Origin of the sequence: Pseudomonas japonica (genome assembly GCF_900188455.1) — a bacterium.
GTDB classification, from domain to species: domain Bacteria; phylum Pseudomonadota; class Gammaproteobacteria; order Pseudomonadales; family Pseudomonadaceae; genus Aquipseudomonas; species Aquipseudomonas japonica.
This window is the reverse complement of sequence record NZ_FZOL01000007.1, coordinates 171,847-198,237: the sequence shown is the minus strand read 5'-3', so window position 1 is coordinate 198,237 and position 26,391 is coordinate 171,847. Positions and strand designations below refer to the sequence as shown.

The following is a 26,391-nucleotide window of genomic DNA, read 5'->3' as shown; positions in this document are numbered from 1 at the left end:
AAAGCGCAATCGGCGAAAAAAGTAGCGGTTACTCAGGACTTTCCAAGTAGGAAGTTTCCGTTTTGTTGCGCGCTTGTTTCCGTTTCCAGTGTTTGTACCTGCGCTTCATCCTTCAGATTCACCCCCGAAAGCTGTCTGCGAAAGGCCTCGCGCATCAGGTACACCAGGCGGTGTGCCGCCATGCCATAGCTCAGGCCTTCGAGGCGGACGTTGGAGATGCAGTTGCGGTAGGCGTCGGTCAGGCCGACTTTCGGGTTCCAAGTGAAATACAGGCCGAGGCTGTCCGGCGAACTGAGGCCGGGGCGTTCGCCGATGAGAATCACGGTCATCCGCGCACCGAGCAGTTCGCCGATCTCGTCGGCGACCGCCACGCGGCCCTGTTCCACCAGCAGGACCGGCGCGGTCGACCAGCCGTCACCGCTGATCTGCTCTTCCAGGCGGGTGAGAAACGGCAGGGTGTGCCGGTGCACGGCCAGGGCGGACAGGCCGTCGGCGACCACGATGGCCAGGTCGACCCCGCCGGGATTGGCGCGGGCATGCTCGCGCAGGCGTTCGGCGGAGTCCTCGTGCAGACGCCGGCCAAGGTCCGGGCGCTGCAGATAGTGATGACGATCCTGGGCGGCACTGCGCAGTAGCAGGCTGTCACGGCCACGCTGCTGCAGTTGCGCGCGCAGACCGGCGTGATCGAAGGGCAGGTGCACCGCGTCGCGGGCCTGGGCGTGGGCGAACTGGAAGTCCAGTTGCGCCTGGGTCGGCAGGCTGGTACCGGTGCGCCCCAGGGCGATCCGCGCCGGGGTCAGGCGGCGCAGTTCCAGCCAGGGGTTGTCGCTGGGCGTGGGTTGCTTGTCCATGAAATCGCTCGCTTATCCCAGTTGCGCCAGGGCCTGGCGGAAGGCTGGTGGCAGGTTGTCGCCGAAACGCACCCGGCCGTCGGCCTGGGTGAAGATGCCGGTGCGCGCCAGCCACGCCTCGAATTCCGGTGCCGGTTTCAGACCCAGGGTCTGGCGCGCGTAGAGGGCGTCGTGGAACGAGGTGGTCTGGTAGTTGAGCATGATGTCGTCGGAGCCGGGGATGCCCATGATGAAGTTGATCCCGGCGCCCCCGAGAAGGGTCAGCAGGGTGTCCATGTCGTCCTGATCGGCTTCGGCGTGGTTGGTGTAGCAGATGTCGCAACCCATGGGCACGCCGAGCAGCTTGCCGCAGAAGTGGTCTTCGAGGCCGGCGCGGATGATCTGCTTGCCGTTGTACAGGTATTCGGGGCCGATGAATCCGACCACGGTATTGACCAGGAACGGCTTGAAATGTCGGGCCACGGCGTAGGCGCGGGTTTCGCAGGTCTGCTGGTCGACGCCGAAGTTGGCGTTGGCCGACAGCGCGCTGCCCTGGCCGGTCTCGAAGTACATCAGGTTCTGCCCGAGGGTGCCGCGCTTGAGGCTGAGCCCGGCTTCGTAGCCTTCCTGCAGGACGTTGAGGTTGATCCCGAAGCTGGCGTTGGCCGCCTCGGTGCCGGCGATGGACTGGAACACCAGATCGAGCGGCACGCCACGGTTGATCGCTTCGATCGAGGTGGTGACGTGGGTCAGCACGCAGGCCTGGGTCGGGATGTCGTAGCGCTGGATGATGGCGTCGAGCATTTCCAGCAGCGCGCAGATCGAAGCGATGCTGTCGGTGGCCGGATTGATGCCGATCATGGCATCGCCGTTGCCGTAGAGCAGGCCGTCGAGAATGCTCGCGGCGATGCCCGCCGGCTCGTCGGTGGGGTGGTTGGGCTGCAGGCGGGTCGACAGGCGCCCGCGCAGGCCCATGGTGCCGCGAAAACGGGTGACCACACGGATCTTCTGCGCCACCAGGACCAGGTCCTGCACGCGCATGATCTTCGATACCGCCGCGGCCATTTCCGGGGTCAGGCCCGGGGCCAGGGCGCGCAGGCTGGCTTCGTCGGCCTGGTCGCCGAGCAGCCAGTCGCGCAGGCCGCCGACGGTGAGGTGGCTGACCGGGGCGAAGGCCTGCTTGTCGTGGCTGTCGATGATCAGTCGGGTGACTTCGTCCTGTTCGTAGGGAATCAGCGCTTCGTTGAGGAAATGGCTGAGGGGAATGTCGGCCAGGGCCATCTGCGCGGCGACCCGTTCGCCGTCGTTGCTCGCCGCGACCCCGGCGAGGAAATCGCCGGAGCGGGCCGGGCTGGCCTTGGCCATCACTTCCTTGAGGCTGTCGAAGCGGAAGGTCTGCTGGCCGACCGTGTGTACGAAACTTGCCATGTGCAATCTCCAGAGCGCCGCCGTTCGACCGGCGGCGCGGTGTTTCCGTCAGTGCAAGGCTTCTTCGGCCTTCTGGATCGCCGCGAACTCTTCTTCCGGCGTACCGGCCACCAGGTGATGGCGGCTGTACAGGGCGAAGTAGGCGATCAGCACGCCGTAGATGATGGCGGCGCCGATCACCACCCGTGGGTCCACCAGGAAACCGGCGACCACTGCAAGGCAGGCCAGTACCAGGGCGACGCCCGACGTGAAGATGCCGCCCGGGGTGCGGTACGGACGCTCCATTTTCGGGCGACGAATGCGCAGGGTGATGTGCGCGGCCATCATCAGTACATAGGACAGCGTAGCGCCGAACACCGCCACCAGGATCAGCAGGTCGCCCTGGCCGGTCAGCGACAGGGCGAAGCCGATGATGCCGGGGATGATCAGGGCCAGCACCGGCGCCTTGCTCTTGTTGGTCTGCGACAGCGCCCGTGGCAGGTAGCCGGCGCGGGACAGGGCGAAGATCTGCCGGGAATAGGCGTAGATGATCGAGAAGAAGCTGGCGATCAGCCCGGCCAGACCGACCAGGTTGACGAAGCCGCCCATCCAGGTCGAGCCGCCATACGCCTTGGCCAGGGCCTCCACCAGCGGGTTGCCGGAGCTTTTCAGCGCTTCGGCGCCGGCGCCGCCAGGGCCGACCACGAGGATCAGCAGGGCGAAGGCGAGCAGTACCAGCATGGCGCCGATCAGGCCGCGGGGCAGGTCGCGCTTGGGGTTCTTGGTTTCCTCGGCGGCCAGGGGCACGCCTTCGACGGCGAGGAAGAACCAGATCGCGTAGGGAATCGCCGCCCACACGCCGACATAGCCGAAGGGCAGGAAACTGCTGGCGCCGACCGCCTCGGTGGGGACGATGTCGAACAGGTTCTTCGCATCGAAATGGGGCACCATCGCCAGCAGGAACACCGCCAGGGCGATGGCCGCCACCGCGGTGATGATGAACATCAGCTTGAGCGCTTCACCGACGCCGAAGATATGGATGCCGATGAAGATGATGTAGAAGGCCAGGTAGATCATCCAGCCGCCGATGCCGAACAGCGACTGGCAGTAGGCGCCGATGAACACGGCGATCGCCGCGGGAGCGATGGCGTATTCGATGAGGATCGCGGTGCCGGTGAGAAAACCGCCCCAGGGGCCGAACGCGCTGCGGGCGAAGCCGTAGCCACCGCCGGCGGTGGGGATCATCGAGGACAGCTCGGCCAGGGAAAAGCACATGCACAGGTACATGGTGGCCATCAGCAATGTGGCGAGGAACATCCCGCCCCAGCCGCCCTGGGCCAGGCCGAAGTTCCAGCCGGCGTAGTCGCCGGAAATCACGTAGGCGACACCGAGGCCGACCAGCAGCACCCAGCCTGCCGCGCCCTTTTTCAGTTCACGTTGCTGGAAGTAGTCGGAACCGACCTTTTCGAAATCTACGGAAGAGCCTGCCGGCGCACCGGCGGAATGATCGCTTGGCATGGAGTCACCTGTAGTTGTTGTTAAGCGGTGATTGCGTTGCAGGAAGCGAGCCAGAGCGGTTGGCTCTGGATTTGGGGACCGCTTTGCGGTCCTTCGCAGGCAAGCCAGCTCCTACCGGGGACGGTGTGCTTCTGTAGGAGCGTGGCTTGTCGGGGCGCCGAACCGCCGCGAAAGGGCCGCAAAGCGGCCCCAATGGGGGTTAGAAGAACCCGAGCGGATTGATGTCGTAGCTCACCAGCAGGTTCTTGGTCTGCTGGTAGTGGTCGAGCATCATCTTGTGGGTTTCACGGCCGACGCCGGACTTCTTGTAGCCACCGAACGCGGCGTGGGCCGGGTACAGGTGGTAGCAGTTGGTCCAGACGCGGCCGGCCTTGATCCCGCGGCCCATGCGATAGGCGCGGTTGATGTCGCGGGTCCACACGCCGGCACCCAGGCCGAACTCGGTGTCGTTGGCGATGGCCAGGGCTTCCGCTTCGTCCTTGAAGGTGGTGACGCTGACCACCGGGCCGAAGATTTCTTCCTGGAACACGCGCATGCGGTTGTTGCCCTTGAGCAGGGTCGGCTGGATGTAATAACCGGTGGACAGGCTGCCTTCGAGTTTTTCCACCTGGCCGCCGGTGAGCAACTGGGCGCCTTCCTTCTCGGCGATCTCCAGGTAGGACAGGATCTTGTCGAACTGCTGCTGCGAGGCCTGGGCGCCGACCATGGTGTCGGTGTCCAGCGGGTCGCCGCGCTTGATCTTCTTGACCTTGTCCATCACCACGCTCATGAACTCGTCGTAGATGGATTCCTGCACCAGTGCGCGGGACGGGCAGGTGCACACCTCGCCCTGGTTGAAGAAGGCCAGGACCAGGCCTTCGGCGGCCTTCTCGATGAAGGACGGCTCGGCCTTCATGATGTCTTCGAAGTAGATGTTCGGCGACTTGCCGCCCAGCTCGACGGTGGACGGGATGATGTTCTCGGCGGCGGCCTTCATGATGTGCGAGCCGACCGGGGTCGAGCCGGTGAAGGCGATCTTGGCGATGCGCTTGCTGGTGGCCAGGGCTTCACCGGCTTCGCGGCCGTAGCCCTGCACGATGTTCAGCACGCCCGGCGGCAGCAGGTCGCCGACCAGTTCCACCAGTACGGTGATGCCCAGCGGCGTCTGCTCGGCGGGCTTGAGCACCACGCAGTTGCCGGCGGCGAGGGCTGGCGCGAGTTTCCACGCGGCCATCAGGATCGGGAAGTTCCACGGGATGATCTGCCCGACCACGCCCAGCGGTTCGTGGATGTGATAGGCCACGGTGCCTTCGTTGATCTCGGCGGCGCCGCCTTCCTGGGCGCGGATGCAGCCGGCGAAGTAGCGGAAGTGATCGACCGCCAGCGGGATGTCGGCATTGAGCGTCTCGCGCACGGCCTTGCCGTTGTCCCAGGTTTCGGTGATGGCGAGGACTTCGAGATTCTGCTCGATGCGGTCGGCGATCTTCAGCAGCACGTTGGAGCGGTCCTGCACCGAGGTGCGGCCCCAGGCGTCGGCGGCGGCATGGGCGGCATCCAGGGCCTTGTCGATATCTTCGGCGGTGGAGCGGGGGAATTCGGCGATCGGCTGGCCGTTGACCGGCGAGGTGTTGGTGAAGTACTCGCCTTTCACCGGCGGCACGAACTCGCCATTGATGTAGTTACCGTAGCGACTCTTGAACGAAACCTTTGCGCCTTCGGTACCCGGATGTGCGTAACGCATGGTGTCTCTCCTGGCTTATGAGTTTTGTTGGGGAGGATTGCAAGCGTAGAGCAAAGGTCGGGCCAGCGCCGGGGGAGGGCGCTGGATCAATGACTTGGCGCAGTTTTACCGGTGTGTTCGGCGCGCTCTGCGACGTGTTCGGTACGCTGCGGGTGACACTTTGTACCGCTTGCGGTACAGCCGGTGACCCGGTGGTCAAGCTGGCATTGCAAAGCGCCAGCGCCTGGAGGATGCTGGTTTTCTCTGACCCGCGGAGAACAATAAAAAGTGCAGGGCAATCATCTCAGCCGGCATGCCCGGCAAGTGCTCACCGTCACCCAGGGCAAGGGTGGCCTGCAGGGGCCCGGCAGCGATCCTTCCATCGCCCGGTCCTGGCTGCGCTGCCTGGAGGACTATCACCTCGACCCGGCCCTGGCCGTGGCGCCCACCGTGCTCGAACACGAGCGCGTGCTGGAAAGCCGCGAGCGCCTGCGCCAGGTGCTGCGGATCGCCGATGGCGAGATGACCAGCCTGCACCAGCAACTCTCCGGCGCCGGCCATGCCGTGCTGCTGACCGATGCCCGCGGGGTGATCCTCAACTGCGTCACCGCGCCCACCGAACGGCGCATCTTCGAGCGCGCCGGGCTGTGGCTGGGCGCCGACTGGAGCGAAGCGCGGGAAGGCACCAACGGGATCGGCACCTGCCTGGTCGAGCGCCAGGCGGTCACGATTCACCAGGAGGAGCATTTCCGCGGCCGCCACACCGGGCTGACCTGCTCGGCGAGCCCGGTGTTCGATCCCCATGGCGAACTGCTGGCGGTGCTCGACGTGTCCTCGGCGCGGGCCGATGCCTCGCGGCAGAGCCAGTTCCACACCATGGCCCTGGTCAACCTCTCGGCGAAGATGATCGAGAGCTGCTATTTCCTGCGCTGTTTCGAGAACCACTGGCTGCTGCGCTTCCATTTGCAGGCCGAGTCCGTTGGTCTGTTCAGCGAAGGCTTGCTGGCGTTCGACGGTGAGGGGCGCGTCTGCGCGGTCAACCAGAGTGCCCTGAATCTGCTCGGCAATGGGCGCGGGGGCCTGCTCGGGCAGCCGGTGGAAATGTTCTTCGATTGCCGTCTCGACGACCTGCTCGGCCGCGCCACCGCGATGGCCACTACCAACTGGCCGCTGCGTACCCGCGACGGTCGCCTGCTGTTCGCCAGCCTGCGTGGGCAGACCCGGGCGCTGGCCCAGCCGATCGCACCCGTGGCGCCCGCGCCCGTCGCGGCGAAGAGCGCGGAAATCTGCCTGCTCGACCCCGCCCTGCAAAACGATTTCCGCCGTGCGCTGCGGGTGTTCGAACGCGATGTGCCGCTGCTGCTCAACGGCGAGACCGGTTCCGGCAAGGAGGCCTTCGCCAAGGCCGTGCACCATGCCAGCCAGCGCGCCAGCAAACCGTTCGTCGCCCTCAACTGCGCCTCGATCCCGGAAAGCCTGATCGAAAGCGAGCTGTTCGGTTATCGCGGCGGCAGCTTCACCGGCGCGCGCAAGGAAGGCATGCGCGGCAAGCTGCAACAGGCCGATGGCGGCACCCTGCTGCTGGACGAGATCGGCGATATGCCGCTGGCCCTGCAGACCCGCCTGCTGCGGGTGCTGGAAGAGCGTCGGGTGGTGCCGATCGGCGGCGAGCCGCAGGACGTCGATGTGCGCATCGTCAGTGCCACGCACCGCAACCTGCTGGAGCGGGTCGAGGACGGCAGTTTCCGTGAAGACCTCTATTACCGGCTCAACGGCCTGGAAGTGGCCCTGCCGGCCCTGCGCGAGCGCAGCGACAAGGGGCCGTTGCTCGATTTTCTTCTCGCCGAGGAGGCCGGCAGCCAGCCGGTCCAGCTCGACCCGGCGGCGCGCCGCCTGCTGCTGGACTTCAGTTGGCCGGGCAACGTGCGCCAACTGCGTACCGTGCTGCGGACCCTGGTGGCGCTGAGCGAAGACGGGCGCATCGGCGTGCCCGACTTGCCGGCCCTGATCCGCAACGCGCCGCCGTTCAAGGCCGAACCTGTCGTGCCTGTGGATAACCCGCCGCACCCGCTGGACGATGCCGAACGCCAGGCATTGTTGGCGGCCCTGGAGCAAAAACGCTGGCACATGACGGCGGTGGCGGCGCAGTTGGGGGTGAGTCGTAACACCTTGTATCGGAAGCTGCGCAAACACGGTCTTTCCCGGGGCGTCTGAGCGAAACACAGGGTGAGATTTTTCCCACCCTGGGCTACCCTGCCTGCACGTTTTCCGAGGTTGACCATGCACATTCATATTCTTGGTATCTGTGGCACTTTCATGGGCTCGCTGGCGGTACTGGCCAAGGAGCTCGGCCACCACGTCACCGGCTCCGATGCCAACGTCTACCCCCCCATGAGCACCCAGCTCGAAGCCCAGGGCATCGAGCTGACCCAGGGCTACGACTCGGCGCAACTGGACCCGGCTCCCGACCTGGTGGTGATCGGCAACGCGCTGTCGCGGGGCAACCCGGCGGTGGAATATGTATTGAACAAGGGTCTGCCCTACGTCTCCGGCCCGCAGTGGCTGGCCGACCATGTGCTGCAGGGGCGCTGGGTCCTGGCGGTGGCCGGCACCCATGGCAAGACCACCACCAGCAGCATGCTGGCCTGGGTCCTGGAGCATGCCGGCATGAGCCCGGGCTTCCTCATCGGCGGCGTGCCGCAGAACTTCTCGGTGTCGGCGCGTCTGGGCGCCACGCCGTTCTTCGTGGTCGAGGCGGATGAATACGACAGCGCCTTCTTCGACAAGCGCTCGAAATTCGTCCACTACCGCCCGCGTACCGCGATCCTCAACAACCTGGAGTTCGATCACGCGGACATCTTCCCTGATCTCGCGGCGATCGAACGGCAGTTCCATCACCTGGTACGGACCATCCCGAGCGAAGGGCTGGTGATCCACCCGACCACCGAACCGGCCCTCCAGCGCGTCGTCGAGATGGGCTGCTGGACCCCGGTGCAGACGACCGGCGCCGGTGGTCAGTGGCAGGTGCGCCTGCTCAGCGCCGATGGTTCGCGCTTCGAGGTCAGCTTCGAGGGCGAAGTGCAGGGCGTGGTCGAGTGGGAACTGACCGGCCAGCACAACGTCGCCAATGCCCTGGCGACCCTGGCGGCGGCGCGTCATGTCGGCGTGGTCCCAGCCTTGGGGATTGCCGCGCTGAGCGCATTCAAGAGCGTCAAGCGGCGCATGGAAAAGGTCGCCGAGGTTCACGGCATCACCATCTACGACGACTTCGCCCACCACCCGACGGCCATCGCCACCACCCTCGACGGCCTGCGCAAGCGCGTTGGCGACGCCCCGGTGATCGCGGTGATCGAGCCACGCTCGAACTCCATGAAGCTCGGTGCCCACCGCGATGGCCTGCCGGAGAGCGTCAAGCACGCCGACCAGGTGATCTGGTACGCCCCGCCGAACCTCGGCTGGGATCTTGCCGCCACCGCGGCGCAGTGCGCGGTGCCGGCGGTGGTCGCCGACAGCCTCGAAGCCATCATCGAGCGGGTCAAGGGCCAGGCCCGTGCCGGTACCCAGGTGGTGATCATGAGCAACGGCGGCTTCGGCGGCCTGCACGGCAAGTTGGCCGAGGCGCTGCGCGGATGAGCGGGCCGGAACGCATCACCCTGGCCATGACCGGCGCCTCCGGGGCGCAGTACGGCCTGCGCCTGCTGGATTGCCTGGTACGGGAAGACCGCGAGGTGCACTTCCTGATTTCCAAGGCGGCGCAACTGGTGATGTCCACCGAAACCGACGTGGTGCTGCCGGCCAAGCCCCAGGCAATGCAAGCGTTCCTGACCGAATACACCGGCGCCAGTGCCGGGCAGATTCGCGTCTACGGCAAGGAAGACTGGATGTCGCCGGTAGCTTCCGGCTCCGGCGCGCCGGCGGCGATGGTGGTGGTGCCCTGTTCCACCGGGACCCTGTCGGCCATCGCCTGCGGCGCCTGCAACAACCTGATCGAGCGGGCGGCGGACGTGACCCTCAAGGAGCGTCGGCAACTGATCCTGGTGCCGCGAGAGGCGCCGTTCTCCACCATCCATCTGGAGAACATGCTCAAGCTGTCGCAGATGGGCGCGGTGATCCTGCCGGCCGCTCCCGGGTTCTACCACCAGCCACAAACGATCGATGACCTGGTGGACTTCGTCGTCGCGCGGATTCTCAACCTGCTGAACATTCCCCAGGACATGCTGCCGCGCTGGGGCGAGCATCACCTCGGTGGCGAGGAGTGAAGGTTGCGCCGCTGGCGCTGCTGATGGGTGTGCTGGCCGTCAGTGGTTGCGCCACGGTGCGGACCCTCGACGCGGCAAAGCCAGGGGCACCGGTGGTCTATTCCGGGACGCGGCTGGACCTGTATGCGTTGAAGGGCGGGTGTTGCGCGCAGGATCGTTTCGGCGCTGAAGCACCGGCGTATCCGGGGCTGGACCTGCCGGGGAGTGCGCTGCTGGATACGCTGTTGTTGCCGTTGTCGGTGTTGACTGCGTTGGGTGTGGGGTTCCAGGCTTCGGGCGGACTCTGAGGTTCTGGGACCGCAACGCGGCCCCAAGGCTATTTCCCCAATTTCCTCAATTCATCGGACTCGACGATCCGGATCCCGTCCTGCTCCTCCAGCGCCAGGCGCCACAGCGCCCGCGCCAGTTGGCAGGCCTCGATGCCGTGGTATTTGCCCGGAATCAACCGCGACAGACTCCCCGCCACCCTCTCCGCCAGCCGCGGTTGGGCGCGCTCGCCCAGCAGCAGCGAAGGCCGGGCGATGGTCAGTTGCGGCCAGTCCTGGGCCTTCAGCGCTTCTTCCATCTCGCCTTTGACCCGGTTGTAGAACACCGACGACTTTGCGTCGGCGCCAATCGCGCTGACCACCAGCAGGTGCCGCGCGCCCATCTCCCGGGCGCGCTTGCTGAACGCCACGACCATGTCCAGGTCGACGGCACGGAAGGCATGTTCCGAGCCAGCCTGCTTGATCGTGGTGCCCAGGCAGCAGAAGGCGATATCGACCCGGCCACTCAACTGCGGCAGAAACACCGCCGGGTCGCCGACCGGATTCTCAAGATGCGGGTGTTCGGCCAACGGCCGGCGGGTGGGCGCGAGCACGCGGCTGATGGTCGGCTCGTTGAGCAGGCGATCGAGCAGGTGTTCGCCAGTGAGGCCGGTAGCTCCGGCAAGCAGAATGTGCTGCGGCGTCAAGTACATAATGTTTCTCCCTTGATACACATCAGCTTAGTGGCTGGTGACATTTTTTTCCTTGGCCGCGGCGGTACTTTGCAAGGCTTTGCGGGCTTGTTGCTGGCGCAGTTTCTGCCAATGCGCCAGTACCCCTTTCGGCGCCCATAACTGCGGCTCGGACGCCTCGAAGTCCTCCGCCTGTTCCCGTTGGGCCACACGGGTCCTGGCAAGTTCGAAGGCCTGTTGCAGGTCGTCGGTCTGGTTCAGGGCCTGGGCGAACAGGGCATCGCCGAAATAGGTGAAGTCCGCTTCCTCGGAGCAGCCGAAGGACACCCGGTCGGCCCGCGAGGCCGTCATGATCAGGGTGCGTTCATCCTTGAGCGGTTCGATGTAGCCCCCGGAATAGCAGGCGGAGATGACGATTACCTTGTCGCGCTCCTTGAGCGGGGCGAGGGCGGCGGCCAGTTCGTCGGCGGGCAGGTCGGCCAGTTGCAGGCGGGGCTGGTCCAGCACCAGTTCGTGCTCGTGACTGCCGTGGCTGGTCAGGTAGATGAACACCAGGTCTTCCGGGCCACTGCGTTCGGCCAGGCGCCCGGCGGCGCGCGCCAGGTTCTCGCGGGTGGCCATGGTGCGGTCGGCGAGGTGGTCACGGTGGTTGACCAGGGTGATCTGGCCGATCGCGCCGAAGCGGGTCTTGAGCATCTCGCTGACGTAATCGGCTTCGCGCAGGAACACGCTCTGGTTGCCGTCGCCGGCCAGCACCAGGCTGTACAGCTCGATATCGGCGGAGGAGGCGGGCACCTGCGCCAGTTCGCCTTCCAGCAGGGCGCCCTGGTTGAGCAGTGCTTCCTCCAGCGGATCGGACAACAGCTGGCCCTTTTCATCACGGACCCGCAGGCCGTTGCGCCAGTGCCCGGCCTCGACCTTGCCATCGCTCAGCACCAGGCGCCCGCTGCCCTGGTAGGCGTCGTTCTCGAAACCGCCGGTGTACACACTGCCGTCCGCCAGTTGCAGGCGACCGTTGCCGGCGAAGCGCCACTCGTGGAAGCCGCCCTTGTAGTGGCTGCCATCGACGGCGAACAGTTCACCCGCGCCGGTCAGCGAGCCGTCCTTGAATTCACCGATCCACACGTCGCCGTCGGCGTTTTCATAACGCCCGCGACCTTCAAGATGGTTGGCCTTGAACTCGCCGATGTACTGGTCACCCTCGACGCTGCTGAAGGTGCCGGTGCCATTCAGTTCGCCATCGACGAACTTGCCGCTGAACTGGTTGCCACTGGAGTCGCTGCGTACACCTTCGCCGTTCGGTTTGCCCTTGGCGAACTGGCCCTGGTACTGGCTGCCATCCTCCAGCACCAGCTGCCCGGCACCGTTGTACTGGTCGTCCTTGAACTGGCCGCGGTAATGCCCGCCGCTGTCACGCAGGATGCCTTCACCGTCGCGGCGACCGAGCTTGAAACCGCCGCTGTAGTTGCTGGTGGCCGTGCTCAGCTTGCCCTGGCCGTGAAACAGGCCCTGCTGGAACTGGCCGACATAGCGCTCGCCGTTGCTGCCGTGCCACTCGCCTTCGCCATCCCACTGCCCGTTCTTGAAATGGCCGGCGTACCAGCTGCCGTTGGGGTAGTCGATGCGTCCCTCGCCCTGCAGCAGTCCGTCCACCACCTGGCCCCGGTAGCGCCCACCATCGGGCAGGCGGGCATCGGGTGGCGACAGCGACTCACCGTCACCACAGGCGGCGAGCAGCAGAATCAGGGCGAATGGAGCGAGTGAGCGCATGACAGGGTCCGGGCGGTTGAGGCCCCGAGTATGCCGCACAACTTGGGATATGGCGAAACGGCCCGTAGGCCGTTTCGGTAAGGCGGGGTCAGACGAAAGCGAGGGAAAGCGGTTCGGCGATGTAGGCAGGCTTTTCTTCGCCCTCGATTTCCAGGGTGGCGGTGGCCTTGAGCAGCCACTGACCGGGTTTCTTCTCGATGACTTCACCGAGGCTGACCGCCAGGCGCACCCGCGAGTCGACCTTCACCGGCTGGATGAAGCGCACGCTGTCCAGGCCATAGTTGACCACCATCTTCAGTCCTTCGGGCAGGACCAGGATGTTTTCCATCAGCTTGGGAATCAGCGAAAGCGTGAGGAATCCGTGGGCGATGGTGCTGCCAAATGGCGTTTTTGCCGCCTTCGCCGGGTCCACATGAATGAACTGGAAGTCGCCGGTGGCCTCGGCGAACAGGTTGATGCGCTCTTGGTCGATCTTCAGCCATTCGGAACGTCCAAGTTCCTTACCAACGTACTGCGACAGCTCTGCAACGGGTACATAGGGCATCGCGACTCTCCTGAGTTTCTTTGAGTTATTTGTGACCAACAAAGATACGAGTGCCTAAGATCAGCACGCGCGGATGGCCTGGTCAAGTGCCCATGGGTGGGGCGAATGTCGGGGGTATAGAGCTGTCGATAGCGTGCTTATAATGGCCGCCGGTTTCGACGGGAGGTATGCGATGTTGCTGCGCGGTTTGACCTGGCTCGTGCTGTTCCAGTTGCTCGGAACGGCGATCAATCACCTGTTGGTGCCGATCCTGCCCGGGCCGATCATCGGCCTGGTGCTGTTGCTGATCTTCCTCATGCTGCGGGGCGAAGTCGGTGCGCCGCTGAGCGAGGCGTCCTCCAGTCTGCTGCGCTACCTCCCCTTGCTGCTGGTGCCGCCGGCGGTGGGCGTGATGGTCTATGCCGCCGATATCGTCGCCGATTTCTGGGCCATTGCCGGGGCCCTGGTGCTCTCGCTGGTGCTGGCCATGGCCTTCTGCGGCGTGCTGATGCAGAAGCTGATCAACCGCGGCAAGCACCGCGAGGAGCGCCCATGATGCTCGACTGGCATGGCGCGACGCAGGCGGTGATCCATCATCCGCTGTTCGGCATCGGCATTACCCTGGCGGCCTACCAGATCGTCATCGCCGCCTACGAAAAGACCCGCTGGATCTTCCTCCAGCCCGTGCTCGTCTCGATGCTGGTGGTGGTCGGCGTGCTGCTCGGCTGCGGCCTCACCTACGCCGAGTACCGCAAGAGCACGGAAATCATGAACATCCTCCTCGGCCCGGCCACCGTCGCCCTGGCCGTACCGCTCTACCTCAATCTACGGCGCATCCGCCAACTGTTCTGGCCGACATTTACTACGCTGGTAGTCGGAGGCGTGTTCGCCACCGGCATCTGCCTGCTGCTGGGCTGGTGGTTCGGCGCCGAGCACATGATCCTGATGACCCTGGCGCCGAAGTCGGTGACCTCGCCGATCGCCATGCTGGTGGCTGAGCAGATCGGTGGCGTGGCCGCCCTGGCCGCGGTGTTCGTGCTGATCACCGGGGTGATCGGGGCGATCTTCGGCCCGGCGCTGCTGACCCGCCTCGGCGTGCGCAGCCCCGAGGCACGGGGCATGGCGCTGGGCCTGACGGCCCACGCGGTGGGGACCTCGGTGGCTTTGCAGGAAAGTGAAGAGTGCGGGGCTTTCGCGGCCCTGGCGATGAGCCTGATGGGTGTGGCTACCGCGGTATTCCTGCCGCTGGCGGTCAGCCTGGTTGCTTGAGGAACCTCAATGAGTTTGCCCCTGTTTGCCCTGAATACCGTGCTGTTCCCTGGCTGCAACCTGGATTTGCAGATCTTCGAGGCGCGTTACCTGGACATGATCGGCCGCTGCATGAAGCAGGGCGGAGGCTTTGGCGTGGTCTGCATCATCGAGGGCGAACAGGTCGGCAAGGCGCCGGAATCCTTCGCCAGTATCGGCTGTCAGGCACTGATCGAGGATTTCCAGCAACAGGACAACGGCTTGCTGGGCATTCGCGTCAAGGGCGAGCGACGCTTCCTGGTCGATGACTTCGAGGTGCGCAAGGACAACCTGCTGGTGGCCGACGTGCGCTGGCTCGACGAGCAGGCCGATCAGCCTCTCGACGAAGACGACGATGACCTGCTGGCGTTGCTCCTGGCCCTGGCCGAGCACCCGATGGTTTCGGGCCTGGACATGGCCAGCGGGGTCAGCGGCAAGCAGGCCCTGGCCAATCAGTTGGCCTATCTGCTGCCGTTCGATGACCAGGACAAGCTGAAACTGCTGGCCATCGACTCGCCGACGCAGCGACTGGTGGCCATCCAGTCGCTGCTCGATCGCATCCAGGGTGAACTGTTCGCCTGAACCTCAGTACTGATAACGCTGCAAGGCGTGCGGCAGGGCGTGCAAGGCAAAGAAGCCGAGCACGCCGACGCAGGCCGGCAGGATCAGCCACCAGACCCGCAGCGGCATGGCGGTCAGCGACTCGCGGTACTGGATCACGCTGAGGCTGATTGCGCAGACACAGCAGGCGAGCAGGCCGCCGGCGAGGATGTCGGTCGGCCAGTGCGCGCCGAGATAGACCCGTGACGTGGCGATCGCCAGCGCCGGCAGGCAGCCCAGCAGGATCCAGGTCAGGCGCATGCGCGGCGGCTGGCCGCGACCGGCCAGGACCGCCAGGACCAGGAAGAAGGCGAACGATGCCGAACTGTGACCGCTGGGCATGCTGTAGGTGGTCAGGGGATCGGTCAGCACTTCCGGGCGGGCACGGGCGAAGAACCATTTCAATGCCGCGTTGCACACCGCCGTGCCGCCAAGTGTCGCGGCGGCGAAGAATGCCGGACGCCATTGCCGGGCGAGGAAAAGCAAGGCGACCAGTGCGGCGGCGGCGATGAACTGGGTCCGGAAGTCGCCCATGCGGGTGATGACCACCATGCCGCTGTTCAGCCAGGCGCTGCGGTGTTCCTGGATCAGCGTCATCAGGCCCTGGTCGAACTGGTTGAGATAGGGCCAGCCGATGAACATCGCGACCAGCATCGCCAGGCTCAGCGCGCCGATCAGGCGGGTGCCGCGAGGCAAGGCGCGCAGGCTGCTGCTGATGCTCACCCCGACGAGAACCGCCAGCCCCGCGGCCACGATCCCCGCCTGTGGCCAGAAGCCTTCCGGCAGGGGCAGGCGCATCGCCGCGCCGGTGGCCCAGCCCGGCAGCAGGTAGGCCACGGCCCAGCCGGCACCGGCGACCAGGCTGACGGCGATGAAGCGCGGCAATGGCATGTCGAACATGCCGGCGACCATGGGCAGCATTGGTCGCAACGGGCCGATGAAGCGGCCGACCAGCAGGCTGGCGATGCCGTAGCGCTGGAAATAGGTCTCCGCGCTGCCGATCCATTCCGGATGATGACGCAGCAGTGGCAGACGCCGGATGTTCTGGTGGAAGCGCCGGCCCAGGGTGTAGGAAATCGCGTCACCCAGGAGGCCGCCGAGGAAACCCAGCAGCAGGGTTTCATGCAGCGCCAGCGCGCCGCTGCCGGCCAGCACGGCGACGGCGAACAGCAGAACGGTGCCGGGCACGATGATCCCGGCGATCGCCAGGCATTCCACGCACGCCACCAGAAAGATCGCCAACCCCAGCCATTGCGGGTTCGCGGTGAGCCAGCCGGTCAGGCTGTCGAGCCATGGGCCCATCGTGTCAGTGTCCTTGTGTCAGAAAAGTGAAGTCGCGCCCTTCGATCTGGCCGCGACGCAGCGGGTTACGCGTGCAATAACGGGCATATTCGGCATCTACGAAGCGCAGCGGCAGATGTTCGTCGCGGCCCTCGGGAATGCCCAGCCGGCTGGTCTGGATTATGTGTTGCACGATGATTCCACAATCCTCGACGAACAGTCGTTCCGGGTCGAAGCGCCTGGCGTCCCAGTTCGGCACCTTCAGACCCATGGCCTTGCACAACAGGGTCTGACCCGCGCACAGGCGTTCCGCTGGACGCATCCGACCGCTGGCGTCGGGATTGTTCAATTGCATTTGTGCCAGGCTGTTGCTATCGGAAAGCGCATCCACCCAGGGGAAGCCGGACTTGATCAACACGGCGTTGCCGGGCCCTTGGGCGCTGAAGTTCAGCGAGTCGCCGCCGCGGGCGTAGTACATGTAGATATGCCCGCCATCGAGAAACAGGGCTTTTCGTTTCTCGGTGTAACCAAGGGAGGCGTGGCTGCCTTTCTCGTCGAGGTAGTAGGCCTCGGTCTCGATGATTCGCGCCGACAGCCAGTACGCGCCGTGGCGATGGCGAATGATCTTGCCCAGCAGGTCCCTGGCCAGGACCTGGGCGTCACGGTCGAAGAACGAATCGGGCAGGGCGCGGGTGGGGCAGGGGGCGGGTTGCGGCATGGGGCGTCTGGAATCGGGAAATGATTCGCGGATGATAGCAACTTCAAGCTATATCGAAGCTGAACAGCACAGAAGAAGGCTGCGCGCTGTCCGTAGGAGCTGGCTTGCCTGCGAAGGACCGCAAAGCGGTCCCAGATTGCAGTGGGGTCCGGGACCGCTACCGCGGTCCTTCGCAGGCAAGCCAGCTCCTACAGTTCCTACCATCCGACTGTCACCGCTGGGCGTATAACCCTGTGACAGTTATACTCGTCCGATTTTCCCCTCCGCCAAGACACTGAGCCCCATGACTGAGTCCGTTCTTGACTACATGACCCGCCTGGGTCGCGCCGCCCGCGAGGCGTCCCGCGTCATCGGCCGTGCCAGCACCGCGCAGAAGAACCGCGCCCTGCATGCTGCCGCCGATGCCCTGGACGCCGCTCGCGCCGAACTGTCCGCCGCCAACGAGCTGGACCTGGCCGCCGGCCGGGCCAATGGTCTGGAACCGGCCATGCTCGATCGCCTGGCCCTGACCCCGGCACGCATCGACGGCATGATCGTCGGTCTGCGCCAGGTCGCCAGTCTGCCGGACCCGGTGGGTGCGATCCGCGACATGAGCTATCGGCCGTCGGGCATCCAGGTCGGCAAGATGCGCGTGCCGCTGGGCGTGATCGGGATCATCTACGAATCGCGGCCGAACGTGACCATCGATGCGGCCAGTCTGTGCCTGAAGTCGGGCAACGCGACCATCCTGCGCGGCGGTTCCGAGGCCATCCACTCCAACCGTGCCATCGCCACCTGCATCCAGCGCGGCCTGGCCGAGGCCGGCCTGCCGGCGGCGGTGGTCCAGGTCGTCGAGGTCACCGACCGCGAAGCGGTGGGCGCCCTGATCAGCATGCCGGAGTTCGTCGACGTCATCGTGCCGCGCGGCGGCAAGGGCTTGATCGAACGCATCAGCCGTGACGCCCGGGTGCCGGTGATCAAGCACCTGGACGGCATCTGCCACGTCTACGTCGGCGAGCACGCCGAGCTGGACAAGGCCCGGCGCATCGCCTTCAACGCCAAGACCTACCGCTACGGCATCTGCGGTGCCATGGAAACCCTGCTGGTGGATTCGAGCGTCGCTGCCGAGTTCCTGCCGGAAATGGCCCGCCAATTCCGGGAAAAAGGCGTCGAACTGCGCGGTTGCGAGCGCACCCGCATGGTCATCGAGGCGACCCCGGCGAGCGAGGAAGACTGGCACACCGAATACCTGGCGGCGATTCTCTCGATCCGCATCGTCGACGGCGTCGACGCGGCGATCGAGCACATCAACCACTATGGTTCGCACCACACCGATTCCATCGTCACCGAGCACCAGGGTCTGGCCCGGCGCTTCGTCGCCGAAGTGGACTCGGCGTCGGTGATGATCAACACCCCGACCTGCTTCGCCGATGGCTTCGAGTACGGTCTGGGCGCGGAGATCGGCATTTCCACCGACAAGCTGCATGCCCGCGGCCCGGTCGGTCTGGAAGGCCTGACCTGCGAGAAGTACGTGGTCGTCGGCGACGGCCAGTTGCGTGGCCAGGAGTCCTGCTGAGTTGAGCAAGGCCCCGACGGTCCGGCGGATCGGCATTCTTGGCGGTACTTTCGACCCCGTGCACATCGGTCACCTGCGCAGCGCGCTGGAGGTGGCCGAGTTCATGGGGCTCGACGAACTGCGCCTGCTGCCCAACGCCCGTCCGCCACACCGCGACACACCGCAGGTGGCGGCGCAAGATCGTCTGGCCATGGTCCGCTGCGCGGTGGACGGCGTCGAGCGGCTGAGCGTGGATGACCGCGAGCTGTCCCGCGACAAGCCGTCGTACACCATCGACACCCTGGAGTCGCTGCGCGCCGAACTGGGCGCCAGCGACCAGCTGTTCCTGCTGATGGGCTGGGATGCCTTCTGTGGACTGCCCGGCTGGCATCGCTGGGAAGAGTTGCTGAAACACTGTCACATCCTGGTGCTGCAACGCCCGGATGCCGATGTCGAACCCCCAGACGAGCTGCGCAACCTGCTGGCTGCGCGCTCGGAGAGCGATCCCACCGCCATGTCCGGCCCGGCGGGGCACATTTCGTTCGTCTGGCAGACACCGCTTTCGGTGTCCGCCACGCAGATCCGACAGCTGCTGGCCAGCGGCAAGTCGGTGAGGTTCCTGGTGCCGGACGCAGTACTGGCCTATATCGAGACGCACGGCCTGTATCGTGCGTAGAACGGCAGGCGCCCGGTGGGCGCTGCTTTCAATGAGTTGAACGAGTTTTATATGACCAAGCAAAACATCGCCGGCGAAGAGCTGGTCCAGCTGGCCAAACTGGCCCTGGAAGAAGTCAAGGCCCAGGACATCCAGGTCATCGACGTGCGCGATAAGCACAGCCTGACCGACTACATGATCATCGCCACCGGTACGTCCAACCGGCAGATCAACGCGATGGCCGAGAAGGTCCGCGAGATCGTCAAGCAGAAAGGCGTCATGCCCCTGGGCGAAGAAGGCAAGGGCGACAGCGACTGGGTACTGCTCGACCTGAACGACGTCGTCGTGCACATGATGACCGCCGCCGCCCGCCAGTTCTACGACCTGGAGCGTCTGTGGCTGGGTGCCGAGCAGAGCCGTGCCGCCGATGGCAAGCACCACAGCCCGGAAAACACCCACGAGCACTTCGTCAAGCTCAACAAAGACCTGGACTGAGGTAGCGTCGTGCGTCTGCGTCTGATCGCGGTCGGCTCGCGCATGCCCAAGTGGGTCGAGGAAGGCTGGCATGAATATGCCAAGCGCCTGCCTGCGGAGCTGTCCCTGGAGCTGGTGGAAATCCCGCTCAATACCCGGGGCAAGAACGCCGACGTCGCCCGCCTGATCCGTCAGGAGGGCGAGGCCATGCTGGCGAAAGTCCAGCCGGGGGAACGGATCGTCACCCTGGAGGTCCATGGCAAGCCCTGGAGCACGGAGCAACTGGCGGTCGAGCTGGACCGCTGGCGGCTGGATTCGCGCACCGTCAACCTCATGGTCGGCGGCCCGGAAGGGCTGGCGCCGGAGGTCTGCGCGCGCAGCGAGCAGCGTTGGTCGCTGTCGCCGCTGACCCTGCCGCACCCTTTGGTACGGATACTGATCGGCGAACAGATCTATCGCGCCTGGACCGTGCTGTCCGGGCACCCTTACCACAAATAAGCCTGTAAGCCCTTTCAATGTCGCAGCCGATTCGCCTCAAGGACCACGAGAAAGACGCCCGTCTGGTGCGTAGCCGCGTCGTGGTCGGTGCGGTGGCGATCCTGCTGCTGATCTGCGTGCTGATCGCCCGCCTGTATTACCTGCAGGTGATCCAGTACGAGTACCACTCCACGCTGTCGGAGAACAATCGGGTGCATGTGCAGCCGATTCCGCCGACCCGCGGGCTGATCTTCGACCGCAACGGCGTGATCATCGCCGACAACCGACCCAGCTTCAGCCTGAGCATGACCCGCGAACGCTCCGGCGACTGGCAGCAGGTGCTCGACGTCATCGTCGAAGTGCTGGAGCTGACCCCGGACGACCGCGCGCTGTTCGAGAAACGCATGAAGCAGGGGCGCCGGCCGTTCGAGCCGGTGCCGATCCTGTTCGAGCTGACCGAGGAGCAGATCGCCCGGATCGCGGTGAACCAGTTCCGCCTGCCCGGCGTGGAAGTGGTGGCGCAGTTGGTGCGGCATTATCCACAGGGCGCGCATTTCGCTCACTCGGTCGGCTATGTCGGACGGATCAACGAGAAAGAGCTGAAGACCCTCGACCCGGTCAACTACAGCGGTACCCACCATATCGGCAAGACCGGCATCGAGCGTTTCTACGAGTCGGAGCTGCACGGCCAGGTGGGCTACGAGGAAGTCGAGACCAACGCGCGCGGCCGCGTGCTGCGGGTGCTCAAGCGTACCGACCCGATTCCCGGCAAGGACATCGTCCTGAGCCTCGACATCAAGCTGCAGGAAGCCGCCGAACAGGCCCTGGGCGGGCGCCGTGGCGCCATCGTCGCCCTTGATCCGCGTACCGGTGAAGTGCTGGCGATGGTCAGCCAGCCGAGCTTCGACCCCAATCTGTTCGTCACCGGCATCAGCTTCAAGGCCTATGCCGAGCTGCGCGATTCCATCGACCGGCCGTTGTTCAACCGCGTCCTGCGCGGCCTGTACCCGCCGGGCTCGACGATCAAGCCGGCGGTGGCCATCGCCGGTCTGGACGCCGGGGTGGTGACCTCGTCGTCGCGGGTGTTCGACCCGGGGTACTACCAGTTGCCCAACTACGATCACAAATACCGCAACTGGAACCGCACCGGTGACGGCTGGGTCGACCTCGACACGGCGATCATGCGGTCCAACGACACCTACTTCTACGACCTCGCGCACAAGATGGGCATCGACAAGCTGTCCAGCTACATGAACCGCTTCGGTATCGGGCAGAAGGTCGCCCTCGACATGTTCGAAGAGTCGCCGGGACTGATGCCGTCCCGCGAATGGAAACGCGCCACCCGCCGCCAGGCCTGGTTCCCCGGCGAAACCCTGATTCTCGGCATCGGCCAGGGCTACATGCAGGCTACGCCGCTGCAACTGGCCCAGGCCACCGCGCTGATCGCCGCCAAGGGCAAGTGGAACCGCCCGCACCTGGCCAAGACCATCGAAGGCCAGCCGCCGGTGGACCCGAACCCGATGGAAGACATCATCCTGCGTGACAAGTCCGACTGGGCCAAGGTCACCCACGGCATGGAGCAGGTGATGCAGGGCGCCCGCGGTACCGCGCGCAAGGCCGCCATCGGCGCCCAGTACCGCATCGCCGGCAAGAGCGGTACGGCGCAGGTCGTGGCGATCAAGCAGGGCGAGAAATACGACCGCAACAAGGTCCAGGAGCGCCACCGCGACCACGCCCTGTTCGTCGGCTTCGCCCCGGCCGAGGATCCGCGCATCGTGATTTCGGTGATGGTCGAGAACGGCGAGTCCGGTTCCGGCGTGGCCGCGCCGGTGCTGCGTCAGGTCATGGATGCCTGGCTGCTCGACGAGCATGGCCGCCTTAAACCTGAATACAGCGCGCCCAACACCACCGCCACCGTTGCCCAGGAACCGGCCCAGTGAAGAGTAATTTCGACCGCATGCTCTCCAGCGAGGACGTGATGCGCCGCCGCGCCAGCTTCCTGCAGCGCATCCATATCGACGGCCCCCTGCTGATCCTCCTGCTGACCCTGGCCGCCGGCAGCCTGTTCGTGCTCTATTCGGCCAGCGGCAAGAACTGGGACCTGCTGCTCAAGCAGGCCTCCTCGTTCGGTATCGGCCTGGTCTCGATGTTCGTCATCGCCCAGCTGGAACCGCGCTTCATGGCGCGCTGGGTACCGCTGGCCTACGTGGTCGGGGTGATGTTGCTGGTGGTGGTGGACATCATGGGCCACAACGCCATGGGCGCGACGCGCTGGATCAACATTCCCGGGGTGATTCGCTTCCAGCCCTCGGAGTTCCTCAAGATCATCATGCCGGCGACCATCGCCTGGTACCTGTCCAAGCGCACCCTGCCGCCGCACCTGAAGCACGTCATGATCAGCCTGATCCTGATCGGCATGCCGTTCATCCTCATCGTCCGCCAGCCGGACCTGGGCACGGCCTTGCTGATCCTCGCCTCCGGTGCGTTCGTGCTGTTCATGGGCGGCCTGCGCTGGCGCTGGATCCTCAGCGTGATCGCGGCGGCGGTGCCGGTGGCCGTGGCGATGTGGTTCTTCGTCATGCACGATTACCAGAAGCAGCGGGTCCTGACGTTCCTCGACCCGGAAAGCGACCCGCTGGGCACTGGCTGGAACATCATTCAATCGAAGGCGGCGATCGGTTCCGGCGGTGTGTTCGGCAAGGGTTGGCTGCTGGGCACCCAGTCGCACCTGGACTTCCTCCCGGAAAGCCACACCGACTTCATCATCGCCGTGCTCGGCGAGGAATTCGGCCTGGTGGGCATCTGCGCGCTGCTGCTGATCTACCTGCTGCTGATCGGCCGTGGCCTGGTCATCACCGCCCAGGCCCAGACCCTGTTCGGCAAGCTGCTGGCCGGCAGCCTGACCATGACCTTCTTCGTCTATGTCTTCGTCAACATCGGCATGGTCAGCGGTCTGCTGCCCGTCGTGGGGGTACCGCTGCCTTTCATTAGTTATGGTGGAACTTCGCTGGTGACGCTGCTGTCAGCGTTTGGCGTTCTCATGTCGATCCATACCCACCGCAAATGGATCGCGCAGGTTTGAGTAAGGTGAATTTCTTGATGCAAGCAATACGGGGCTGGATGGCCCGTTGTGTGCCCCTGGCGGGTCTCGTCGGTCTGCTCGGCGGTGTGCCGCAGGCCAGCGCCGGCGACTACGAGGGATCTCCCCAGGTCGCCGAGTTCGTCGGGGAAATGACCCGTGACCATGGCTTTGCCGGTGAACAGCTGATGGGCGTGTTCCGTGAAGTCCAGCGCAAGCAGGCGATCCTCGACGCGATTTCCCGTCCGGCGGAGCGGGTCAAGCCGTGGAAGGAATACCGTCCGATGTTCCTCACCGACGCCCGGGTCGCCCGCGGCGTGGACTTCTGGCGCCAGCACGAGGCCACCCTGGCCCGCGCCGAGCAGGAATACGGGGTGCCAGCCCAGGTGATCGTGTCGATCATCGGCGTGGAAACCTTCTTTGGCCGCAATACCGGCAACTACCGGGTGATCGACGCGCTGTCGACCCTGGCCTTCGATTACCCGCCACGGGCTCCGTTCTTCCGCAAGGAACTGCGCGAATTCCTCCTGCTGTCCCGCGAGGAACAGGTCGATCCGCTCACCCTGAAGGGCTCCTACGCCGGTGCCATGGGCCTGCCGCAGTTCATGCCGAGCAGCTTCCGCGCCTACGCCGTGGACTTCGACGGCGACGGCCACATCAACATCTGGAACAACCCCGACGACGCCATCGGCAGTGTCGCCAGCTACTTCAAGCGTCACGGCTGGGTCAACGGCGAGCCGGTGGTGAGCCGCGCCATGGTCCGCGGCGAGCGGGTCGACGAGGGCCTGAGCCCGGGCATCGATCCGGTCAAGACAGTCGGGGAGTTGCGGGCGCTGGGCTGGTCGAGTCATGATGCGCTGCGCGATGATCTGCCGGTCACCGCTTTCCGGCTCGAAGGCGATAACGGCCCCGAATACTGGCTCGGCCTGAAGAACTTCTACGCGATCACTCGCTACAACCGCAGCGTGATGTACGCCATGGCGGTACATCAACTTTCAGACCTGCTGGTTCAGGCAAGGGGCGCCCGGTAATGCGCGTAATGTTTTCCGCTTCATCCCTCAAACTGCTGAGTTGCGCGGTCATCGGCGTGTTGCTGGTGAGTTGCTCGTCGAGCCGTCCGACGTCCCAGGGCAGCGGCAACATCGTCCGTTCCAAGCCCGGCCTGGACATCAACCGGGCGCACAAGGACGGCGCGCCATGGTGGGACGTCGATGTCTCGAAGATCCCCGACGCCACCCCGACCGTGCACACCGGTGCCTACAAGGCCAACCCGTACACGGTGCTGGGCAAGACCTACTACCCGATTCCCGAGTCGCGCAACTATGTCGCCGAGGGTACCGCGTCGTGGTACGGCACCAAGTTCCACGGGCAGAACACCGCCAACGGCGAGGTCTACGATCTCTACGGCATGAGCGCGGCGCACAAGACCCTGCCGCTGCCGGCCTACGTGCGGGTGACCAACCTGGACAACAACCGCAGCGTGATCCTGCGGGTCAACGACCGTGGCCCGTTCTATTCCGATCGCATCATCGACCTGTCCTACGCCGCGGCGAAGAAGCTCGGCTATGCCGAAACCGGCACCGCGCGGGTCCGGGTCGAAGGTATCGACCCGCAGCAGTGGTGGGCCCAGCGCGGTCGCCAGGCGCCGTTGGTCCTGGACCAGCCGCAAGTGGCGCAGACCCGGGCAATTCCCGCCAATACCGGTGCCGTCGAGCAGTGGACGCCGCCACCGCAGCAGCACGCTGCCGCGGTCCTGCCGGTGCAGGTCGCCAGCAACAGCGTGCCGGCCGGCAACGGCACTTACCTGCAGGTCGGCGCATTCGCCAACCCGGATGCCGCGGAGTTGCTACGCTCCAAGCTGAGCGGCATGGTCAGCGCGCCGGTGTTCATCAGCTCCATCGTGCGTAACCAGCAAACCCTGCACCGGGTGCGCATGGGGCCGATCCGCAGCCAGGGAGAGGTCCAGCAGATGCAGGACAGCGTGCGCCTGGCCAACCTGGGACAAGCCAAAGTAGTCACGGCGGACTGACCGGGGGGACTGGTCGGTTTGTCATGCAAGCGGGCCGAACAGCCATGTACAATGGCGGTTTTGCTCGCAGGCGCGGCGGATTGCCGCAGCCTTGATAACGTTTTGCCCCGTTGGGGCATGAGCCCATTAGCCATTTCGAGAGACGGATGAACATCACCACCTTTGCCAAACGCCTTTGCCTGCTTGTTCCGCTGCTGATCACCCCTGCCGCCTTCGCGGCGGAGCAGATGATGCCGTCGCCGCCGCAACTGGCAGCCAAGTCCTACGTGCTCATGGAAGCCTCCAGCGGCAACATCCTGGTCGAGAACAATGGCGACCAGCGTCTGCCTCCGGCGAGCCTGACCAAGCTGATGACCGCCTATATCGCGACCCTGGACATCCGTCGCGGCCAGATCGGCGAGAACGATCCGGTGACCGTCAGCGAGAACGCCTGGCGTACCGGCGGTTCGCGGATGTTCATCAAGGTGGGCACCCAGGTCAGCGTCAGTGACCTGCTGCACGGCATCATCATCCAGTCCGGCAACGACGCCAGCGTGGCCCTGGCCGAGCACATCGCCGGCAGCGAGGACGCCTTCGCCGACATGATGAACAAGACCGCCGGCGACCTGGGCATGAGCAACAGCCACTTCATGAACCCGACCGGTCTGCCGCACCCGGAGCACTACTCCTCGGCCCACGACATGGCCGTGCTGGCCCGCGCGATCATCCACGAAGATCCGGCCCACTACGCGATCTACTCGCAGAAAGAGTTCTACTGGAACAACATCAAGCAGCCCAACCGCAACCTGCTGCTGTGGCGTGACAAGACCGTCGACGGCCTGAAGACCGGCCATACCGACGAAGCCGGCTACTGCATGGTGTCGTCCGCCGTTCGCGATGGCATGCGCCTGATCGCCGTGGTCTTCGGTACCAACAGCGAGCAGTCCCGCGCCGCCGAGACCCAGAAGCTGCTGACCTACGGTTTCCGCTTCTTCGAAACCCAGACCTTCTACCAGAAGGGCACCGAACTGGCCCAGGCGCCGGTCTGGAAAGGTACCAGCAACCAGGTGAAGGCCGGTCTGGCCGAAGACCTGAGCATGACTTTGCCTAAAGGCCAATTGAAGAAACTGGCCGCGAGCATGACCATGAACCCGCAACTGATGGCGCCGATCGCCAAAGGTGACGTGATCGGTAAAGTTGAAGTCAAACTGGACGACAACGTGGTTCACAGCGCCGACCTGATCGCGCTGGACGCGGTCGAGGAAGGTGGTTTCTTCCGTCGGGTGTGGGATAGCATCCGCCTGTTCTTCTACGGATTGTTCAACTGATATCGTG

25 protein-coding genes are annotated in these 26,391 nt (G+C 65.2%); 16 read left to right on the top strand and 9 right to left on the bottom strand.

Annotated elements, in window-relative coordinates; translation table 11 throughout:
* Window positions 1-32: 32 nt before the first annotated feature.
* The 4 genes from eutC to exaC form a co-directional block, all read right to left on the bottom strand.
* Entirely contained in the window at window positions 33-851 is an 819-nt protein-coding gene (gene eutC / locus CHB99_RS11440) for an ethanolamine ammonia-lyase subunit EutC (RefSeq protein WP_042123678.1), read from the bottom strand.
* A gap of 12 nt (window positions 852-863) precedes the next feature.
* The gene (locus CHB99_RS11435) at window positions 864-2,258 is read right to left on the bottom strand and encodes an ethanolamine ammonia-lyase subunit EutB (protein WP_089266508.1); all 1,395 of its coding nucleotides are present in this window, start codon (window positions 2,256-2,258) and stop codon (window positions 864-866) included.
* A gap of 48 nt (window positions 2,259-2,306) precedes the next feature.
* Window positions 2,307-3,755: an ethanolamine permease gene (eat, locus tag CHB99_RS11430; protein WP_042123681.1), complete on the bottom strand. Its 1,449-nt coding sequence runs from the start codon at window positions 3,753-3,755 to the stop codon at window positions 2,307-2,309.
* A 199-nt stretch (window positions 3,756-3,954) separates the two neighbouring features.
* Complete coding sequence (gene exaC, locus CHB99_RS11425; protein ID WP_042123684.1) at window positions 3,955-5,475, bottom strand: acetaldehyde dehydrogenase ExaC; 1,521 nt, start codon at window positions 5,473-5,475, stop codon at window positions 3,955-3,957.
* A 267-nt stretch (window positions 5,476-5,742) separates the two neighbouring features.
* Between exaC and CHB99_RS11420 the strand changes: the two genes are divergently transcribed.
* From CHB99_RS11420 to CHB99_RS11405, 4 genes are all read left to right on the top strand, one after another.
* Window positions 5,743-7,668, top strand: coding sequence for a sigma-54-dependent Fis family transcriptional regulator (locus CHB99_RS11420; protein WP_042123686.1), 1,926 nt, complete (start codon window positions 5,743-5,745; stop codon window positions 7,666-7,668).
* A gap of 66 nt (window positions 7,669-7,734) precedes the next feature.
* Window positions 7,735-9,087 (top strand): UDP-N-acetylmuramate:L-alanyl-gamma-D-glutamyl-meso-diaminopimelate ligase, encoded by a 1,353-nt coding sequence (mpl, locus tag CHB99_RS11415; protein WP_042123687.1) that lies wholly within the window; start codon window positions 7,735-7,737, stop codon window positions 9,085-9,087.
* Window positions 9,084-9,713, top strand: coding sequence for a flavin prenyltransferase UbiX (gene ubiX, locus CHB99_RS11410; protein WP_042123689.1), 630 nt, complete (start codon window positions 9,084-9,086; stop codon window positions 9,711-9,713). Before mpl ends, ubiX begins: the two co-directional genes overlap by 4 nt.
* A gap of 23 nt (window positions 9,714-9,736) precedes the next feature.
* Window positions 9,737-10,000: a YceK/YidQ family lipoprotein gene (locus tag CHB99_RS11405; RefSeq protein ID WP_042123692.1), complete on the top strand. Its 264-nt coding sequence runs from the start codon at window positions 9,737-9,739 to the stop codon at window positions 9,998-10,000.
* A gap of 29 nt (window positions 10,001-10,029) precedes the next feature.
* On the opposite strand, the gene CHB99_RS11400 is transcribed toward CHB99_RS11405, so the two are convergent.
* The 3 genes from CHB99_RS11400 to CHB99_RS11390 form a co-directional block, all read right to left on the bottom strand.
* Entirely contained in the window at window positions 10,030-10,671 is a 642-nt protein-coding gene (locus tag CHB99_RS11400; protein WP_042123694.1) for an oxidoreductase, read from the bottom strand.
* Between the two features lie 27 nt (window positions 10,672-10,698).
* Window positions 10,699-12,420: a C13 family peptidase gene (locus tag CHB99_RS11395; RefSeq protein ID WP_042123696.1), complete on the bottom strand. Its 1,722-nt coding sequence runs from the start codon at window positions 12,418-12,420 to the stop codon at window positions 10,699-10,701.
* Between the two features lie 88 nt (window positions 12,421-12,508).
* The gene (locus tag CHB99_RS11390; RefSeq protein ID WP_042123698.1) at window positions 12,509-12,964 is read right to left on the bottom strand and encodes a MaoC family dehydratase; all 456 of its coding nucleotides are present in this window, start codon (window positions 12,962-12,964) and stop codon (window positions 12,509-12,511) included.
* A 172-nt stretch (window positions 12,965-13,136) separates the two neighbouring features.
* Here CHB99_RS11390 and CHB99_RS11385 point away from each other — a divergent pair, with 172 nt between their 5' ends.
* From CHB99_RS11385 to CHB99_RS11375, 3 genes are read left to right on the top strand one after another with little or no spacing between them, the layout of a single operon-like run.
* Window positions 13,137-13,499 carry a CidA/LrgA family protein gene (locus tag CHB99_RS11385; RefSeq protein ID WP_042123700.1) on the top strand — a complete coding sequence of 121 codons (363 nt, stop codon included), beginning with the start codon at window positions 13,137-13,139 and terminating at the stop codon, window positions 13,497-13,499.
* Entirely contained in the window at window positions 13,496-14,212 is a 717-nt protein-coding gene (locus CHB99_RS11380; RefSeq protein WP_042123702.1) for an LrgB family protein, read from the top strand. The genes CHB99_RS11385 and CHB99_RS11380 overlap by 4 nt, the downstream gene beginning before the upstream one ends.
* Before the next feature lie 9 nt (window positions 14,213-14,221).
* Entirely contained in the window at window positions 14,222-14,812 is a 591-nt protein-coding gene (locus CHB99_RS11375; RefSeq protein WP_042123704.1) for an LON peptidase substrate-binding domain-containing protein, read from the top strand.
* 3 nt (window positions 14,813-14,815) lie between these two features.
* Here the strand turns inward: CHB99_RS11375 and CHB99_RS11370 are convergent, their stop codons facing one another.
* The gene (locus tag CHB99_RS11370) at window positions 14,816-16,132 is read right to left on the bottom strand and encodes a bifunctional DedA family/phosphatase PAP2 family protein (protein ID WP_042123706.1); all 1,317 of its coding nucleotides are present in this window, start codon (window positions 16,130-16,132) and stop codon (window positions 14,816-14,818) included.
* 4 nt (window positions 16,133-16,136) lie between these two features.
* On the bottom strand, window positions 16,137-16,829 hold the full coding sequence (locus CHB99_RS11365) for a DNA-3-methyladenine glycosylase (RefSeq protein WP_042123709.1): 693 nt from the start codon (window positions 16,827-16,829) through the stop codon (window positions 16,137-16,139).
* A 283-nt stretch (window positions 16,830-17,112) separates the two neighbouring features.
* Here CHB99_RS11365 and CHB99_RS11360 point away from each other — a divergent pair, with 283 nt between their 5' ends.
* From CHB99_RS11360 to CHB99_RS11320, 9 genes are all read left to right on the top strand, one after another.
* Window positions 17,113-18,384, top strand: a complete 1,272-nt coding sequence (locus CHB99_RS11360; RefSeq protein ID WP_042123711.1) for a glutamate-5-semialdehyde dehydrogenase — start codon at window positions 17,113-17,115, stop codon at window positions 18,382-18,384.
* A gap of 1 nt (window position 18,385) precedes the next feature.
* Complete coding sequence (nadD, locus tag CHB99_RS11355; RefSeq protein WP_042123713.1) at window positions 18,386-19,039, top strand: nicotinate-nucleotide adenylyltransferase; 654 nt, start codon at window positions 18,386-18,388, stop codon at window positions 19,037-19,039.
* A gap of 51 nt (window positions 19,040-19,090) precedes the next feature.
* The gene (gene rsfS / locus CHB99_RS11350) at window positions 19,091-19,513 is read left to right on the top strand and encodes a ribosome silencing factor (protein ID WP_042123715.1); all 423 of its coding nucleotides are present in this window, start codon (window positions 19,091-19,093) and stop codon (window positions 19,511-19,513) included.
* Between the two features lie 9 nt (window positions 19,514-19,522).
* Window positions 19,523-19,990: a 23S rRNA (pseudouridine(1915)-N(3))-methyltransferase RlmH gene (gene rlmH, locus CHB99_RS11345; protein WP_042123718.1), complete on the top strand. Its 468-nt coding sequence runs from the start codon at window positions 19,523-19,525 to the stop codon at window positions 19,988-19,990.
* 17 nt (window positions 19,991-20,007) lie between these two features.
* Window positions 20,008-21,909 carry a penicillin-binding protein 2 gene (gene mrdA / locus CHB99_RS11340; RefSeq protein ID WP_042123719.1) on the top strand — a complete coding sequence of 634 codons (1,902 nt, stop codon included), beginning with the start codon at window positions 20,008-20,010 and terminating at the stop codon, window positions 21,907-21,909.
* A gap of 38 nt (window positions 21,910-21,947) precedes the next feature.
* Window positions 21,948-23,051 (top strand): rod shape-determining protein RodA, encoded by a 1,104-nt coding sequence (rodA, locus tag CHB99_RS11335; protein WP_042123811.1) that lies wholly within the window; start codon window positions 21,948-21,950, stop codon window positions 23,049-23,051.
* Window positions 23,052-23,068: 17 nt separating this feature from the next.
* The gene (gene mltB / locus CHB99_RS11330; RefSeq protein ID WP_042123721.1) at window positions 23,069-24,079 is read left to right on the top strand and encodes a lytic murein transglycosylase B; all 1,011 of its coding nucleotides are present in this window, start codon (window positions 23,069-23,071) and stop codon (window positions 24,077-24,079) included.
* The gene (locus tag CHB99_RS11325) at window positions 24,079-25,077 is read left to right on the top strand and encodes a septal ring lytic transglycosylase RlpA family protein (RefSeq protein WP_042123723.1); all 999 of its coding nucleotides are present in this window, start codon (window positions 24,079-24,081) and stop codon (window positions 25,075-25,077) included. Before mltB ends, CHB99_RS11325 begins: the two co-directional genes overlap by 1 nt.
* A 146-nt stretch (window positions 25,078-25,223) precedes the next feature.
* The gene (locus tag CHB99_RS11320) at window positions 25,224-26,384 is read left to right on the top strand and encodes a D-alanyl-D-alanine carboxypeptidase family protein (protein WP_042123724.1); all 1,161 of its coding nucleotides are present in this window, start codon (window positions 25,224-25,226) and stop codon (window positions 26,382-26,384) included.
* Window positions 26,385-26,391: the final 7 nt, after the last annotated feature.